This is a genomic window from Sulfurimonas sp. C5, from assembly GCF_029872055.1.
Classification (GTDB): domain Bacteria; phylum Campylobacterota; class Campylobacteria; order Campylobacterales; family Sulfurimonadaceae; genus Sulfurimonas.
Genome location: NZ_JARXNQ010000002.1, coordinates 1 through 14,552 on the forward strand (window position 1 = coordinate 1; position 14,552 = coordinate 14,552).

At 35.3% G+C, this 14,552-nt stretch carries 17 protein-coding genes; 3 read left to right on the forward strand and 14 right to left on the reverse strand.

The window, feature by feature from the left end; genetic code table 11:
* Positions 1–134: 134 nt before the first annotated feature.
* The 12 genes from P6N22_RS04205 to P6N22_RS04260 form a co-directional block, all read right to left on the reverse strand.
* Positions 135–1,274: a c-type cytochrome gene (locus P6N22_RS04205; protein ID WP_280330498.1), complete on the reverse strand. Its 1,140-nt coding sequence runs from the start codon at positions 1,272–1,274 to the stop codon at positions 135–137.
* Positions 1,274–2,665 (reverse strand): sulfite dehydrogenase, encoded by a 1,392-nt coding sequence (soxC, locus tag P6N22_RS04210; RefSeq protein ID WP_280330500.1) that lies wholly within the window; start codon positions 2,663–2,665, stop codon positions 1,274–1,276. The genes P6N22_RS04205 and soxC overlap by 1 nt, the downstream gene beginning before the upstream one ends.
* A 239-nt stretch (positions 2,666–2,904) precedes the next feature.
* Positions 2,905–3,174 (reverse strand): hypothetical protein, encoded by a 270-nt coding sequence (locus P6N22_RS04215; RefSeq protein ID WP_280330501.1) that lies wholly within the window; start codon positions 3,172–3,174, stop codon positions 2,905–2,907.
* The gene (locus tag P6N22_RS04220) at positions 3,171–3,311 is read right to left on the reverse strand and encodes a hypothetical protein (protein ID WP_280330503.1); all 141 of its coding nucleotides are present in this window, start codon (positions 3,309–3,311) and stop codon (positions 3,171–3,173) included. The genes P6N22_RS04215 and P6N22_RS04220 overlap by 4 nt, the downstream gene beginning before the upstream one ends.
* Positions 3,312–3,317: 6 nt before the next feature.
* Entirely contained in the window at positions 3,318–3,899 is a 582-nt protein-coding gene (locus P6N22_RS04225; RefSeq protein WP_280330505.1) for a DUF2231 domain-containing protein, read from the reverse strand.
* An 86-nt stretch (positions 3,900–3,985) separates the two neighbouring features.
* Positions 3,986–4,981, reverse strand: coding sequence for a DUF6781 family protein (locus P6N22_RS04230; RefSeq protein WP_280330507.1), 996 nt, complete (start codon positions 4,979–4,981; stop codon positions 3,986–3,988).
* A gap of 9 nt (positions 4,982–4,990) precedes the next feature.
* Positions 4,991–5,266 carry a DUF493 domain-containing protein gene (locus P6N22_RS04235; RefSeq protein WP_280330509.1) on the reverse strand — a complete coding sequence of 92 codons (276 nt, stop codon included), beginning with the start codon at positions 5,264–5,266 and terminating at the stop codon, positions 4,991–4,993.
* Positions 5,247–5,717 carry a cyclic pyranopterin monophosphate synthase MoaC gene (gene moaC, locus P6N22_RS04240; protein ID WP_280330511.1) on the reverse strand — a complete coding sequence of 157 codons (471 nt, stop codon included), beginning with the start codon at positions 5,715–5,717 and terminating at the stop codon, positions 5,247–5,249. Before moaC ends, P6N22_RS04235 begins: the two co-directional genes overlap by 20 nt.
* A 25-nt stretch (positions 5,718–5,742) precedes the next feature.
* Entirely contained in the window at positions 5,743–6,327 is a 585-nt protein-coding gene (gene mobA / locus P6N22_RS04245; protein ID WP_280330513.1) for a molybdenum cofactor guanylyltransferase MobA, read from the reverse strand.
* Positions 6,328–7,449, reverse strand: coding sequence for an OmpA family protein (locus P6N22_RS04250; protein WP_280330514.1), 1,122 nt, complete (start codon positions 7,447–7,449; stop codon positions 6,328–6,330).
* Positions 7,450–7,530: 81 nt separating this feature from the next.
* Complete coding sequence (locus P6N22_RS04255; RefSeq protein ID WP_280330516.1) at positions 7,531–8,790, reverse strand: 3-isopropylmalate dehydratase large subunit; 1,260 nt, start codon at positions 8,788–8,790, stop codon at positions 7,531–7,533.
* 34 nt (positions 8,791–8,824) lie between these two features.
* Positions 8,825–9,334, reverse strand: a complete 510-nt coding sequence (locus tag P6N22_RS04260) for a hypothetical protein (protein ID WP_280330518.1) — start codon at positions 9,332–9,334, stop codon at positions 8,825–8,827.
* A gap of 183 nt (positions 9,335–9,517) precedes the next feature.
* Here P6N22_RS04260 and P6N22_RS04265 point away from each other — a divergent pair, with 183 nt between their 5' ends.
* From P6N22_RS04265 to P6N22_RS04275, 3 genes are read left to right on the forward strand one after another with little or no spacing between them, the layout of a single operon-like run.
* Entirely contained in the window at positions 9,518–10,738 is a 1,221-nt protein-coding gene (locus P6N22_RS04265) for a NifS family cysteine desulfurase (protein WP_280330520.1), read from the forward strand.
* Positions 10,739–10,771: 33 nt separating this feature from the next.
* Positions 10,772–11,752 (forward strand): iron-sulfur cluster assembly scaffold protein, encoded by a 981-nt coding sequence (locus P6N22_RS04270; protein ID WP_280330522.1) that lies wholly within the window; start codon positions 10,772–10,774, stop codon positions 11,750–11,752.
* A gap of 56 nt (positions 11,753–11,808) precedes the next feature.
* The gene (locus P6N22_RS04275; protein ID WP_280330524.1) at positions 11,809–12,690 is read left to right on the forward strand and encodes an HpcH/HpaI aldolase/citrate lyase family protein; all 882 of its coding nucleotides are present in this window, start codon (positions 11,809–11,811) and stop codon (positions 12,688–12,690) included.
* On the opposite strand, the gene P6N22_RS04280 is transcribed toward P6N22_RS04275, so the two are convergent.
* Positions 12,680–13,816 carry a HAMP domain-containing sensor histidine kinase gene (locus P6N22_RS04280; protein WP_280330526.1) on the reverse strand — a complete coding sequence of 379 codons (1,137 nt, stop codon included), beginning with the start codon at positions 13,814–13,816 and terminating at the stop codon, positions 12,680–12,682. The genes P6N22_RS04275 and P6N22_RS04280 overlap by 11 nt on opposite strands.
* A complete protein-coding gene (locus tag P6N22_RS04285) occupies positions 13,809–14,462 on the reverse strand; it encodes a response regulator transcription factor (RefSeq protein ID WP_280330528.1) in 654 nt (217 codons plus the stop codon). The genes P6N22_RS04280 and P6N22_RS04285 overlap by 8 nt, the downstream gene beginning before the upstream one ends.
* Between the last annotated feature and the right edge of the window lie 90 nt (positions 14,463–14,552).

Below are 14,552 nucleotides of genomic sequence, written 5' to 3' on the forward strand. Positions count from 1 at the left end.
CACTCCATACAGCTGGTTTAGATTTTCTGAAATCCTCAGCTCTTACGCTTGCAGGTACAACAGCTAAAGCTAATGCACCTAAAGTCATACTTAAAAATTGTCTTCTTTCCATAATCTTTTCCTTTAATTGAGATTTATTTGCTTTGGTTAACTATATAGTCAACTACAAGTTTAAATTGTTTATCACTTAGTGATGAACCACCTTTAGCCGGCATACCAGCATCTGTACCGTTTATACCGTTTTTGTAAAGTGTATCCATACCTTGAGCGATCAGACCTTCCCAAGCAGCTTTATCACCAGGAGCCGGAGCTGCACCAGTATCGTGACACATTGCACATGATTCAGCGTAAGCAGCTTTAGCGTCAAAAGCAGCATTTCCTTCTTCTTCTGCAGGTAAATCTCTTACATCTGAAAGAGCTGGATGGAAGTCAGCAATACCAACAGTGATTTCAGCTACATGAACAGTAGGCTCTTGACAGTTAGTCATACAACGCGTAGCGTTTTTGTTTGCACCACTTATTTTTTGTGCACCGAAGTTATCCGGATTAGCATAGTAAGCACGTACATTTTCAGGACCTTGAGGACCATCAATTACCGGCTCGTAAACACCTTTAGCTGGCATTTTGATTTTTAAGAATTTCTCACGATTAAGAACATATTCATCATCAACTAATTCACCGTCAATTTCCATCTCGTTAACATTTAATACATATGCAACTAAAGCATATACTTCATCATCTGTTAATGTATCAGTCGCTGGATGTGGCATTGCATCTTTAATGTACCACCACATTGTACTAGCTTCTGCCCAGTAGCTTCCGAAGAATCTTGATGGACCGTCAGTATCTGGTTTAAGTCTTTGACGTGTTAATGTTTTGTACGCTTCATAAGCATTACCTTTAGAAAGTGCTGGATAACCACCACCACCAGAACCAAAGTCACCGTGGCACATTACACATTTTGCTTCGTATACTTCTGAACCTTCTTCTGCAGAGCCTTCACCTTCTGGTAAACCTGTACCGTCTGGCATTACATCTGTATTCCAAGCATTGTACTCATCTTTTGTCGGTACACGACCATTGTTGATAGTATATTTGTCTGCTTGTGTATTTACAAGGTAAGGACCAGTTTTTCCATTTTCTACAGGATAATATACACCACCATCGATAGATACTTTAGTAGGTGTAGCACTTTCCATACATCCAGAGAATCCTAATGATACTAATGCAGCTACTGAAGCAGATAGTAATAATTTATTATTAAACTTGATCATTATGCTTCTCCTTTCTCAATTACAACATTACCGTTTGCATCACGTGTAAGATCTGAACGGATTTGAACGTGAGTAACTTTACCGTCTTTTTCAACTTTCCAAGTTTCAACAGCGTTTCTGTGGTAAACAGCTTCAACACCAACTTTTGTTAACTCTTGGTCAATTGTTGGTTGAATATATCCTGCATCATCCATAGCACGTGAAGTAAGTAATAACTCTTCACCTTTTTTGTATGTATGAATATAGCTGAAACGAGTCCAACATTTAGGTAATACTAAACCTTTAAGTTGTGCTTCAACGTAGTTTTTACCACCGTCGAAAGAGATGTCAACACCAGTAATTGTTCCCATACCTGACCATGCAAGACCTTCGATCTCTACAATGTCACCGTCTTTTAGGTTTGACCAGTCAATCTCTGGAGATGGAGAAGTTACAGTTGAGTTAACTTCGTTTGCATAAGTGTGTTGCATGATGTGACCATCAGGTTTTAATACTGTATATTTAGAAGTTTCTTCTTTACAGTACCATGGCTCGCTAGCGAAGTCTAATCTTCTTAGCCATTTAACACATAAGTTACCTTCCCAACCTGGAACAAGTAAACGAATAGGGTAACCTTGCTCTGGACGAAGAGCTTCACCATTTTGTCCCCATACGATCATAGCATCGTCAAGAACTTTTTCCATAGGGATAGTTCTACCCATTTTAGATGAGTCTCCACCCTCTGCAAGCATCCATAAAGCTTCAGGTTTTACACCAAGGTCTTTTAGGATATCTTTGATGTATACACCAGTCCACTCAGCACAAGACATGAAACCTTTAGAGAATTGAACAGAGTTGTATTGAGGACCTCTCCACTCTTGTCCACCATTAGCAGGACATTCAATAAAGTGTGTACGAGTTACACTTGGATATCTTTTTAATTCTTCCATAGTTAATACTAAAGGTTTTTCTACTAAACCTGTAATCATTAATCTATGCTCATTTGGATCGATATGAGCTACACCACCGTGTGAACGTGAAAAGAATAGTCCGTTTGGAGTGATAATACCCATTGATTCTTGAATTGGTGTTACAGCAATTGATGCTCTGAAGTTACCAGATGCAAGAAGTTTAGTATATCTTCTAGTTACGTTATGCTCATATTTTGAAGGCATACCGTAAAGGTTTTTAGTAACTGGATCACCCCATTTTGTAGCCCATTCTGGTTGACCTAGAATAGCTTTGTCACCTTCTCCACCCGCATGCTCATTAGCCATAGCGTTTGAAGAAAGAAGTGATGTACCAGCGATAGCAGTACCAGCTAAAGCAGCTGTTTTTCTGAAAAAGTCTCTTCTGCCAATACTATTTTCAGTACTGTTAGATAAAGTATCTGTTTGAGATTTTTTATCCACATTCTCTCCTTTGTTAAATTGTTTATTGTATAAGTTAATTAATATACTCCGAAATTCGAAACAGGTATTATGCCATTTTATACTTAATTATAAATTTTAGCAAAACTAATTATACTGCATTTGTGAAAATAATGTGATATTCAATGTTTTGAGTTGTCAGAAAAGTTACAAATCGAAACATATTTTTGAAGAATCCGTTTCAATTATAAGAAGCATTCATGTTTATTATAAGGACTATGCTATATTTTGATGATTCCTAATATTAAATAAGTGTTTTTTTGTTTATTGTGATAAAAAGGGATCGTAAAACCTTCATGTTCGATGTCTCGAACATCTTCATCATCAAAAAATTTAGAAATTTTATATTTACCAGCTTTTGTAGGCATATTGATTAATATAGTATCGAGATACATTTTAAACTTTTGAGCATCTTGCGATTTGTCTGCAATCATTTCATCTAAAACAGCTTTTAGTTGTTCTTCAAAAGTATGCGTAACTAAGATATTCATTTTTCCAGTTTCTCTTTGAGCCAAGATGAAGAGTCCTTCATAGATTGAAGGAGCTCTTTCGTTGTAGAACTATCGCCGGACTTATATTTGTCCAGCTCTTTTTGCATCTCTTTAATTTGTGTAGAAGTTGCATCCATTATGAATTATTCTTCCTCATTCTCTTTAGCTTCTTCTTCACAACCGATTTTTGCACAAGTTTCTTCACCTATAGAAGATATTTTTTCATTGATTGCAGTTTTTGCTTCATCCATATCTTCTATAAAACCAAAGTCATCACCTGTAAGATACTTTTCTAGTTGTGTCATTTGAAATGGCTTACCGTGTTCATATACGATTTCACCACCGTGTTTTCCTTGAATAAATGTTACAGCCATTACAACTACAGTTAAAATAACACCTAATGCTTGTAGACCGAATTTTTGTAATTTACAACCAGCGAATTGGATTAATGCAACTATAGTCATTGCAATAGCAAGGTAAAGTCCTAATTCTTTGTGTTCTAGAAGTTCGTGTTTTCCTGCTTCACTTAAAAAGTTATATATCTGAGGACCAGCCTGTGAACCTGTGTACCATACTCCTATCATAGCTAGTGCTGCAACTACAGCTGTACGAGCTGAAATTTTTGACATAGTTTCCGATCTGCTTACAAGATATGCAAGTCCAAAAACTGCTGCGACTACTGGTAATACCATACCAAAGTGTGCTGAAGCCGGGTGTAACATCATTATTGATCCTTTTAAATATTAAAGTTTCTCAATTATATTGAAGTTTTTTAAAAACTAGCTTTAATAGCAGTATAATAAATTATAATTTAACTTTTATTTTTATCTATAACGTCTTTTGCTGTTTTAATTGCACTGCCTAAAGCAATTTTAGCAGTTTCAAAAGCTTGCTTTCCAATTCTTTTAGCTTCTTGTGCTTTTGGTGAATGTATAGCTGAATCAGCTTTTTTGACTGCTATTTTTGCAAAATTCGCAAATCTGTTTTTCATCACTTCAGCAGTTTCTTTTGAAACAAGGAGTAGCTCTTCTAGATCATATTTCATCTCTTTGTTAAGATCAAGAAGAATTTTATGTACAACTGATGAACTTTGGGATGCCTGGTTGATAATAACTTGAGAGAAGATTGTATCTGTTTGGTTAAGATCTTCCATGATAGTATCATAATCCTCGATGAGTATATGTTTTGCTTCTACAGGCATATAAACCAGTCTCTTTTTAAATCTGTGAATTGATTTTATAAGACCTGAACGCATCCCTTTGGTTGTAGCTGTTAAAATATCTTCTGCTTTATTTGGTTCTGCTTCAGCAATCTCTATAGCAATACCCAAAATTGTTGAAAGAATTTTTCTGATACGGATTGTGTTAAGAGGTCCCTCTTTTATAGATTCAAATGTAATCTCTTTGATTGTTTCAATGAGGTATTCTTTAAATTCACTGTCACGCTCTTTTTCTAATGCGGTAATAATTGCAGACTCAACGATTTCACTCAATATTTCATACAGATCGATTGACTGTAATTTAATTTGATGTAGTCTTGCATAGCTTTCGGGATAGTTTTGGAGTTTTGCTTCAAGGGCATTAAATACTTCATACTTTTTTTCCTGAATAGCTTCCGATTTTTTTTCAATCGCACGTTCCAACTCTTCTTTCTTCTCTAAAAGGTTTTCAAGTTCCTCTTCAATGCTAGAGATCTCTGTCTGGACTAAACCAGTAGAGATAGTCTCAATTTTTTGCAGTTCTAAACTTGCAGGATCTAAGTTTTTAAAAAGTTCATCAACTTTTTTTTCTAAAGTATTTGTTGCCATGTAGTACTCCTATAACACCATTTTAATATTTTGATGTTGTTTTAAAGCATCATAAATAAACTGTCTATCATCCTCATTATGTACCAAAAGATCAAGGTTCATACTTACATATTTACCTGTTCTGGAATTATTTGAATGTGTAAGTTTATGTTCTCTTTCGTCTAGTACATCTCTGATAGCTTGTTCAAGTGCTTCTCTTTCACTTGCGATGACTTTATAACACCAAGAACATGGATATGTAAGCTCTAATTTTTCATCTTTTAGTCTATCGTTTAAAGTCTCCACTTTTGCCTCCTGATTTGGATTCTAATTGTACATTGCGAATAATCATACCTTTATCAATCGCTTTTACCATATCGTAGATCGTTAAAAGCCCTATCGAAGTTCCAGTGAGGGCTTCCATTTCTACACCTGTTTGCCCTTTGAGTTTCGCAGTGACTGTAAGCTTAAAACCGGGAAGCTCCGGTAACTCTTCAACGTTACAGTTGATACCGCTTAAATTGAGCGGGTGGCACATAGGGATAAGTTCACTTGTCTTTTTGACACCCATAATTGAAGCGATTACTGCTGTTTGTAGTACGGGTCCTTTTTTTGCAGTTTCATTAACGATTGCATCATAAGCATCCTGACTCATTTCTATGATACCACTTGCTACTGCTACACGAGTTGTTTCGTTTTTATCACTGACATCGACCATTTTTGGCCTTTGATTTTCATCTAAATGTGTTAAGTTCATATTTTATTTCTTTACTTTTTTACTATTATATCAAAGAGGCGTTAATAATTTCCAATGCTTTTTGGTATTCCTCTTTGTTGTTAAGGTTTAAAAATTTGTTTTTATCCTCAAAAGGGACAAATTTTACGTTAGAGTTTTTCAGCAAATAATTAAGTTTATGTATATTTTGTTCTTCCATATCTGTAAATGCAGAGAGTAGGGTTCTGTGGTAAATACCGCACAAAGGTTGTATTTGTTCGTCTACTACTGCGACGACAGCATCGAAAGAACCATTGTCCTCTTCCACTAAAGTTTTAATAATGGTGTTATCTATAAAAGGGGTATCGACGCTGATTGCAAAAAAACTATCATTATCTAATCTATGAAATATAGAGATAAAAGCAGTTGTAGGAGCAAAGAGCTCTTGGTTTAGATCTTCTATAAAATTTGCGTTAAAATCAAATTTTTCTTTAGATTTGCAAGAGATATAGATATTTTGAAAAGTTTTCGAATGTTGATTGAGTTGGTACTCTGTCAGAGTGTTATGTTTTTCAAATGGAAGAAGCGCTTTGTCTTCTCCCATTCGAGAGCTTTTTCCACCAGCAAAAATGACGCAAGGAATATCAATCATCTAGTGTCTAGTAAGCTGAGCTTCGATTCTTCTGTTTTGTGAACGACCTTCAGAAGTTTTATTGTCGGCAATAGGTTGCTCTTCACCCATACCTTCCCAAGAGAGTTGCTTAGTGTCCACGCCTCTTGCTATGAGTGCCTGAACTACGGCTTCTGCCCTTTTTTCTGAGAGCTTTTTGTTGTATGCAGCTGCACCGCGGCTATCTGTATGTCCAACGATATGAGCACTATAATTTGTATATGTCGTTAAGAATTTTGCATATTCGTCTAGAAGTGTAGATGATGAGTCTTTGATTTTTGCAGAGTTAGTCGCAAAATTAATGTTCAATGTTACTTCTTTTGGACACCCTTCATCATTAACCTGTGCACCTAAAGGTGTATTTGGACAAATATCTTGTGCATTTACAACGCCGTCTTTGTCTATGTCATTATCACAACCGTTCGCATCAACCTCTACCCCTGCAGCTGTATTTGGACATTGATCTTTTGAATTTAGAATACCGTCGTTATCATCATCACCGTCAACAGGTGCTGCAACAACTTCCTCTTTTGGCTCCTCTTTAATAGGTTCTTGTTTCGGTTCTTCTTGAACAGCAGTTTCACCAAAAGCAAATGTTAAACCGACCATTGCAATAAGATTGTTATCAAAACGTTTGTTCTGGATTCCAGTAGCTTTGGCAAGATAAATTGCTTCTGCTTTTAAAGCGATATTATCATTAAAAAAGTATTTTAAACCTGCACCTGCATCTAAGAAGAAACCGTTTTTATTTCCAGAAGTTTCGTTGTTTACGTTTTCAATTCCAATACCTGCTTTAGCGAAAGGTACTAGATTGTCTATACTGTCAAAAGTATATACACCGTTAAAAGCACCGCGAGTGATAGCTGTATCGCCACCAATATCATATTTTGCTTTTGGTGAATAAAGAATAGAAAATTCCGGAGAGATTTTAGAATTAGGAGAGTTAAACTGCACCTCTAAGGCACCTAAGTAGTGACCATTGTGTTTGATACCTATATTTCCCTCCGCTAGATCATAACCGATCATCGGAGAGATTTCATACTGTTTTTGTCCAGCTAGCAGTACGCTAGAAACGAGTGCTGAAAGTAATAGAAATTTCTTCATCTGAATTCCTTTGTAAGTTTAATGCTATAATTAAACTTGAGAGATTTGATAAAGTTTAGTCTCATTTACCTTATAGTTTTATTATCTAGGATCTGTAATGTATCCAGTGATTGCAGAAGCTGCTGCTACTGCAGAATTTGCCAAATAAACTTTTGAACTACGTGAACCCATACGCCCTACGAAGTTTCTGTTTGTTGTAGAGATCGCAACTTCGCCATCCCCTAGGATACCCATGTAACCACCAAGACATGCACCACAAGTAGGATTACTTACAACGCCACCTGCATCAACGATGATATCTATATACCCAAGTTTTGTTGCTTCACGTAAGATTTGTTGTGTTCCCGGAGTAACGATAAGTCTTACATCTTCATGTACTCTTTTACCGTCTAAGATCTCAGCTGCAACTTTTAAGTCTGCTAAACGGCCGTTTGTACATGAACCGATAAATGCTTGGTCAACTTTGATTTTATCAGCTACTGCTTGAACAACACTGTGTCCGTTTGAAGGTAAGAAAGGGTAAGCAATAACAGGATCAAGTTTATCAACTTCGATGTTTAATTCCATACAATATGTAGCATCTGCATCAGACTGATGAATTTTTGGTTCACGTGCGAGATTTTTGTTAGCTAAGAATTCCGCAGTAATATCATCATAAGCTACGATACCGCTTTTTGCACCAGCTTCGATAGCCATATTACACATAGAGAATCTGTCATCCATAGTTAAATAAGGGATAGTTGAACCAGTGAATTCTAAAGTTTTATAAAGTGCACCGTCAACACCGATCATTCTAATGATCTCTAAGATAATATCTTTACCCGTTGTATATTTACCCGGTTTACCAGTTAGATTTACTTTGATAGTTTCAGGTACTTTAAACCAGTTGCCACCTGTAATCATCGCAAATGCCAAGTCAGTTGATCCCATACCAGTTGAGAATGCTCCAAGTGCACCGTGTGTACAAGTATGTGAATCAGCTCCAATGATTACATCACCTGGAACAACAAGTCCTTTCTCCGGTAAAAGAGCGTGTTCGATTCCCATGTCTTTTTCATCAAAAAAGTTTTTGAGTTTATGTTTTTTAGCAAAATCACGAGAGATTCTTGCTTGATTAGCCGAAGCAATATCTTTTGCAGGGATGAAGTGGTCAAGTACGATCGAAAAACCATCAGGATTTGCTAATTTTGTCGCACCACTATCTTCGAATGCTTTGATCGAAATAGGAGTCGTAATATCATTTCCGATAACCATATCAATCGGTGAGCGAACGATTTCTCCAGCATACACCTCTTTGCCAACATGTTCAGAAAATATTTTTTCAGTTATGGTTTGTCCCATTTTAAACCTCTTAAAAAGTTAAATAATTCCGCGATTATACCATATCATACTTAAGTGCTTTTTTAGTAAATTCAACTGAACAGAAGAAAAAGGCTAAAAAGATAGGATTGAATTTTACAATTTCATTATCGAGATCCAAAGTATCAAATACTCCAAAACTAAAGCCATTACCATCATTAGGGTTTTGCGGTGTTACTACAAATTCGATAGGTTTAAGGGTTTTGACAAAGTTGATAATTTTCTTTTTCTTTTTTAAACTTTTTTCATCTAAAATGTTAAATTCTTTATTTTGAGCTTGTCGATGCATCACTATAATATTATCCAGTACAAGAAGTTTATCTTTGAAAATTACTTTATTCCATTTTAAAATTGTTTTATTGGAAGCTATTTGTGATTTAGAACTTATAAGTGGGGAGTGTTTTGCTCTAATCGCTTCTATTAATGAAAGCAGATTATTTTCCCCTCCAACGCTTGCAGCAGCTTTTTTCATAAAAAGGCTTAAAAATGTTTTTGTCTCGTCGTTGAGGTCGTTAAAGTTGCACATAGAGGTACTCTTTGGAGGAAATTTTCGGTATTATATGCTGTTTTAATTCTTAAGTCAAATTAGGTGTAAGTTTTCCTTAAGCTATTCATAACCATAAAGCTATTATGATGTCAAAACTAAAAGAAGACAAATTTTGTCTTATTTAAAAAGAATGAAAATCATTCTTAATATTAAGAGGTAAAAATGCAAGTATATTTAGATAATAATGCTACTACAATGTGTGATCCAAAAGTTGTTGAAGCGATGCTACCATTCTTTTCTGAGCAGTATGGTAATCCAAATTCACTTCATAAATTTGGTTCATCTACGCATCCGGCACTTATGAATGCAATAAATCAAACGTATAAAGCACTAGGTGCAAGTGATAACGATGATATTGTATTTACATCATGTGCAACAGAATCAAATAACTGGGTTTTACAATCTGTATGGATTGATCATATTGTAAACGGTGAAAAGAACCATATTTTGACAACTGAAGTTGAACACCCGTCTGTTTTATCTACATGTAAATTTTTAGAGGAACAAGGTGTAAAAGTTACATACCTTCCTGTAAATGAGGAGGGTGTAGTTGAAGTGCACACTGTAAAATCTTTTATAACTGACAAAACAGCTTTAGTTTCAGTTATGTGGGCTTCAAATGAAACAGGTATGATCAATCCTATTAAAGAGATTGGTGAAATTTGTAAAGAAAAAGGTGTGCTTTTTCATACAGATGGTGTACAGGCTGTTGGAAAGATTCCAGTTAATTTACAAGATGTTCATGTAGACTTTTTGTCGTTTTCAGCACATAAATTCCATGGACCAAAAGGTATTGGTGGACTTTATATTAAAGATTCACAACCATTGTCTCCATTATTACATGGTGGTGACCAAATGGGTGGACGCCGTTCAGGTACTTTAAATGTTCCATATATTATCGGTATGGGAAAAGCATTAGAACTTGCTACTGAGAATATTGAAGAGAAAATGGCGTCAATTCGTGCAAAACGTGATCGTTTGGAAGATGCTATTTTAGAGTTAAACGATACATTCACTGTTGGTAACAGAGATAATCGTACACCAAATACTATCCTTGTTTCAATCAAAGGTGTTGAAGGTGAAGGTATGTTATGGGACTTAAATAACGGTGAAATTGGAGCTTCAACAGGTTCTGCTTGTGCATCGGAAGACCTTGAAGCAAATAGTGTAATGCTTGCAATTGGAGCTGATAATGAACTTGCTCACACGGGGATCCGTTTATCGCTTTCAAGATTTACGACTGATGCTGAGATCGATTATGCAATTGCACATTTCAAAAAAGCTGTTGAAAGACTAAGAGGCATCTCTAGTTCGTTTGCTAAACAAGCACCGACAAAAGGTGGAGAAGTTCAAGAATGTGAACTTCATCATCACCACCATTAAGAAATTATAAGAATTAAATAACAGGAGAATATTATGGCTAAGGCTGATATGTTAGGCGAGTCTCTTTGGGACGCGTATTCAAATAAAGTAACGACATTAATGAATAATCCTCAACATCAAGGGGAGATCTTTGAAGCAGATGCAGAGTCACGTGGAAACAAACTGATTGTTGCTGACTTTGGTGCTGAATCTTGTGGTGATGCAGTTCGTTTATACTGGGAGATAGATCCAGAGACTGATAAAATTGTAGATTCGAAATTCAAATCATTTGGTTGTGGTACGGCTATCGCTTCATCAGATGTTATGACTGAGCTTTGTATTGGTAAAACTGTACAAGAAGCTGTAAAAATTACAAATATCGATGTTGAGTTTGCACTTCGTGACGATCCGGATACTCCGGCTGTTCCACCTCAAAAAATGCACTGTTCAGTTATGGCTTACGATGTAATTAAAAAAGCTGCTGGACTTTATATGGGTGTTGATGCAGATAGCTTTGAAGAAGAGATCATTGTTTGTGAATGTGCTCGTGTTTCTTTAACAACGTTAAAAGAGGTTATCAAGTTAAATGACCTTAAAACTGTTGAAGAGATCACTGACTATACAAAAGCAGGAGGTTTTTGTAAATCTTGTATTAAACCGGGTGGACACGAAGCTATGGATTACTACTTAGTAGATATCTTGGCAGATACAAGAAAAGAGATGGATGAAGAGAAGATGAGAGCTGCTGCTGATGCTTCTCTAGCTGGGAATGCAAACTTTACAGAGATGACTTTAGTACAACAAATTAAAGCGGTAGATGCAATCATTGATGAAAATATTCGTCAATTCCTGGTAATGGACGGTGGAGATATGGAAATCATCGATATCAAAGCAAACGATCCATTTATTGATATCTATATCCGTTATCTTGGTGCTTGTAGCGGATGTGCTTCAAGTGCAACAGGAACTTTATACGCGATTGAAAGTACATTAAAAGAAAAACTTTCTGACAAAATCCGCGTATTACCAATCTAAAACACTCCTCTTCCATTTTACTTGACACTTTCACGGTGTCATAGTAAAATGACCTTATGAAAAGAATAATTACTCACATAGAACTCGGTGGAACACTGTTCATTCCTGCAATTCATAAAAACTTAGCACCTATTATTTCAAAACAAAAATATCCGCAATTGCGTTCATTAGTTATTGATTTTGAAGATGGACTTGATGATGAGCAACTACAAAATGGTTATGAAAAAGTTGTTTCTACTTTAGAGGTTTGTAGTGATACATCTCCATTTATATTTATCCGTCCGCGTGATGTAAATCATCTACAAACACTTTTAGAAATGGAAGGTATAGAGAATATAGATGGTTTTGTTTTACCAAAATTTTCACTAACAAATGGAACACAATATCTACATCTTCTGGAGAGAACAGATTTTTATATAATGCCTAGTATAGAGGGTGAAGAGCTCTTTAATGTAGAGAAATTACAACAATTAAAAGAGTTAATACTAACACACAAACATAAAATTTTGTTAGTTCGTTTCGGACTTGAAGATATGTTGAGGCAGCTGAGTATGCGAAGGTCTTGTGATGAATCTGTTTTCGATTTTGCAGCAGGCAGTGCAGTTATTGGAAATTTGATAGCAATTTTTAAAAGTGCAGGACTCTCGATCAGTGGAGGCGTATATCCTTGTTTTCAAGATGATGAAGGGTTTAAGCGTGATGTTTTACGTGATCTTAAAGAGGGGCTTTTTGGAAAAACTATTATTCACCCTGCACAGATAGATATTCTAAATGAACTTTATAAGGTGACTCAAGAGGAGTATGACGAAGCACAAGAGATCCTTCAGAGTGAAAATGTAGTATTTGAGCAAAACGGAAAAATGGCAGAGCAAAAAACGATGCAGCACTATTCAGAAACTATTGTGCAGCGTGCAGAAGTTTATGGGATTAAAAGTTAAGCGTTATTTTTGTTCCTATACCCTCTTGCGATTCTAGTTGAATTATATAGTCGTACTCTTTCGCAATCTCTTCAACAATATTGAGTCCGACACCAAAGCCACCGCTATACTCTGAAGCTCTGACAAATCTTTGAAATACAGTATGAAGCTTTTCTTTGGGTATCCCTATGCCATAATCTTGAATACTAAAAAAGTTTTCTTTCGTTATTATTTCTATAGTTCCGTTTTGGTGTGAATATTTGATTGCATTACCCAGCAGATTACTGATAAGCATTTTTGCCTTTGTTGGTGTGATAGTGAGATAACAAGGTTGGAGATCTGCTTTAATTGTAATATTCTTTTTGTTACTTAACTCGTTTACATAGTTTATCTGTTCCTGGACAATTTGTGCAAAGTTGATTTCCTCTTCTGCTTCTTGCGTATCAAAGCTGACATAGGAGAGAATTGCATAGATATCATGCAATTGTTTTGTACTGATTGAGATGTTATTTAAGATGTTTGGATCATATGTTTGCTTGGCTTTAAGACGTGAAAGTGACATCATGAGAGCAGTAATAGGTGTATTTAATTCATGTGTAGTGTCTCTTACGAAGGCTTCAATCTCGTTCATTTTATCTTTAATCGGTTTGAGAAAAATATATGATAGAAAGACTGCAATAATAATAATTAAGATAGCTGTGATTACAACTACATAAGCAACTTTGTTTTTAATTTTTTCCATGTTTTTAATACATTCATCACTTTGTATAACTATGTATGCTACTCCAAGATGGCCTGCAGAACGTGTTGAGACGAGTGTAAACATATCTTTATCCATATAAAAATCTTTTGTAAAGTCTACTTTTTGTACCAAGTTTCCTATGATGAGTTTTTTGTTTTTATCAATCAATGCCACACTCGCTCGATCGAAATGTTTTAAATGAAACTTTTCATGCATCATAGCTGCATGTATAACCTCCGAACTAACCACATCTGCAATATGATTCATTTTATAAAAGTTATTATTTTTTTCCATTGCAACTTGGGAAGAATAAAACCAGTAAGCAGTAAGAGAGAGAAATATAAAAGAGCTGATAAGATAAAGTGCCAAAAAGGAGTAAAACGATTTTTTAGTGATATTATTCATAGATGTATCCTTCAGAGCGGATAGTTTTGATTTTATCTTTGCCTATGATATTTCTCAGATCGCGTATATGGGAACGAAGAGTGGCCTCACTGGGTATTGAATCATAATCCCATATATTTTGTGTGAGCTCCTCACTTGAGATGATACGTGAACGATTTTTCAAAAAATAATTTAAAAGTTGTGTGTTTTTTTGTCCGAGAGATATTGTCTTGCCCTCTTTAGAGATTGTTTTTAAGAGTGGACTGAAGAAAACGGTTGGTGCGAGTTCGATCGACTGTTCATCTTCTATATGAAAAATTTTTTTGAGATTTAAGATTCTGAGATTAAGTTCATCAAGTTCAAACGGCTTTTTGATATAGTCGTGAGCTCCGGCATCAAAAGCTTTTTTTAAATGGTCTGTATCTTGATAAGCGGTAATAAAAATTGCAGGTGTGTTATAACTGAATTTACGAAGTTCTTGAAGCAATTTTATCCCGTTTTTTCCTGCAACATTGATATCAAATATAAAAAGGTCATATTGATTTTTATCCAACAAGGTATCTACCTCATTTGCATTATAAGCATGTGAAACCTGGTAAATTTCACGTAAATAGTCTATTAATATATCTGCTAAAACAGGATCATCTTCAAGTAACAAAATATGCATGTTATACAACCTTATAGAACTATTTTAGCAGAAGTGAAAAAATAAAAAAAGAGTTATTTGTGATATACTTATATTAATAAGAACGAAAAT